This is a genomic window from Nitrosophilus sp. (assembly GCF_982775275.1).
The window spans coordinates 1-2,162 of the sequence record NZ_CEXZHP010000237.1 but is presented as its reverse complement, the minus strand read 5'-3'; the positions used below and the strand labels follow the sequence as shown (position 1 = coordinate 2,162).

Here is a 2,162-nt window from a genome sequence, read left to right as displayed (position 1 = left end):
GATAAGCAGTTATCGTTCTAAACCTTCGGTTTGCCCTCGCTCACTTACCCCCTTATCCCCTTATCTCCTTACCTCCTTACCTCCTTATCCCCTTACCACCTTACTCCCTTCAACCTTCAGCCTCTCACCCAACTACTCAACCACCCAACCACTTAATCACTCACAATTATAAAATTTTACTTTCAGATTGTTCACTCAATATATTAATCTCATCTAAAAAATTATATTTTGAAAATATTTTATAAGTAGTGTTTTTATATACAAACTCTATATAGTTTGAATGAAGCATAAGTCTTGGAGCACCTGTTTTTTCAACTCTTTCCTTTAAAGTTAGTTTTTTATCCAAATATTTTATTGCTGTTTCTGTTTTTACTCCATATATTGGATCACCTACAATTGGATGTTTCACATGAAACAAATGGACTCTTATTTGATGTTGCCTCCCAGTTAAAGGGATAGCATTGATTAATGTGGCATTTATAGATGGATAATATCTAATTGGCGTTATAATCGTTTTTGCCTTTTTCCCAGATGGATCAATCAAAACTTTTAATCTTATTTTTGAAAAATCTCTATTTTTTTTAATAGGCTCGTCGATAATTAAACTATTTTCAATCTTTCCCTTTGCTAGTGCCAAATAGCTTTTTTTGACCTCTTTTTTTTCAAAAAGATTCTTCAAATATTTTTCCGCATTTTTATTTTTGCTTACTAACAATAAACCACTTGTCTCTTTATCGATTCTATGAATGATGTTTGCATCGCTTCCATATAGTGCTCTTACCTCATCCAATAAAGAGTACTTTGTCAATCTATTTCGTGGATGAACAATTATTCCGCTTGGTTTATCAAAAATAGCAAAATCTTTTGTTTCAAAAGTTGGTTTTAAACCTTTTGAATTTGGCTCAAATATCAAAACCTCAAATTTTCCTTTTATAGTAGCGCTTTTATCTGTAATAACTTTTCTGTTTTGAAATATTTTTTTAGTATCTATTATTTTTTGTGCATCGGCTTGAGATATATTTAAATTTTTCATTAGCCAAATAAAAAGTTTTATCTCATAATCTGCATAAAACTCCTTGATTACAAATCCCAATAAATCTCCTTATATAAAAAAAATTTATATCTGTTTTTTTATATTTAATAGAGCTGCTCTTAAGCCTTTTTTTGTTAATATATCATAAAAATATAACAGAGTAAAAGGGCAAAAATGGTAGAGAGATATTCACGTAAAATTATGGCTGACAAATGGAGTATGCAAGCAAAATATCAAGCTTGGTTAGATGTGGAGATTGCTGCTGTTAAGGCTTGGAACAGATTGGGCCTTGTTCCAAAAGAGGATATGGAGAAAATAGTAAAAAACGCAAAATTTGATATTGATAGAATAGAAGAGATAGAAAAAGAGACAAAACATGATGTGATAGCTTTTTTAACAAGTGTCGCAGAGAGCTTGGGAGAAGAATCAAGATGGGTGCATTACGGTATGACAAGCTCCGATACTATTGATACGGCCGTTGCTTTGCAAATGAGAGATAGTTTAAAGATAATAATTGATGATGTCAAGATGGTTTTAGAGACCATTAAAAAAAGAGCGTTTGAGCATAAAATGACTTTAATGGTAGGAAGAAGTCACGGTATACATGGCGAGCCTATAACTTTTGGTTTAGTTTTGGCAATATGGTATGATGAGTTTAAAAGACATCTTAAAAATTTAGAAGAGACTTTAGAGGTTATAAGCGTTGGAAAAGTAAGCGGAGCCATGGGTAACTTTGCTCATGCTCCCATGGAGCTTGAAGAGTATGTGTGTCAAGAGCTTGGATTAAAACCAGCACCGGTTTCAAATCAGGTCATTCAAAGGGATAGATATGCAAGACTTTTTACAACTTTTGCTCTTATAGCTTCTACTATAGAAAAGATAGCGGTAAATATACGCCATTTTCAAAGAACGGAAGTTTATGAGGCAGAGGAGTATTTTAGTAAAGGACAAAAAGGAAGTTCCGCAATGCCTCACAAAAGAAATCCGGTGTTAAGTGAAAATTTAACAGGACTTGCTAGGCAGATAAGAAGTATGGTTATTCCGGCTTTAGAAAATGTAGCTTTATGGCATGAAAGGGATATTAGCCACTCCTCTGTTGAGAGATTTATCTTGCCAGACGGCTTTATAA

At 33.0% G+C, this 2,162-nt stretch carries 2 protein-coding genes; one reads left to right on the top strand and one right to left on the bottom strand.

Annotated features, from left to right (window positions below):
* Positions 1-166 precede the first annotated feature (166 nt).
* Complete coding sequence (locus tag AC30RD_RS08715) at positions 167-1,093, bottom strand: RluA family pseudouridine synthase (protein ID WP_489494115.1); 927 nt, start codon at positions 1,091-1,093, stop codon at positions 167-169.
* A 114-nt stretch (positions 1,094-1,207) separates the two neighbouring features.
* Here AC30RD_RS08715 and purB point away from each other — a divergent pair.
* Positions 1,208-2,162, top strand: a 955-nt coding sequence (gene purB / locus AC30RD_RS08710) for an adenylosuccinate lyase (RefSeq protein WP_489494114.1), incomplete at its 3' end; no start/stop codon positions are given.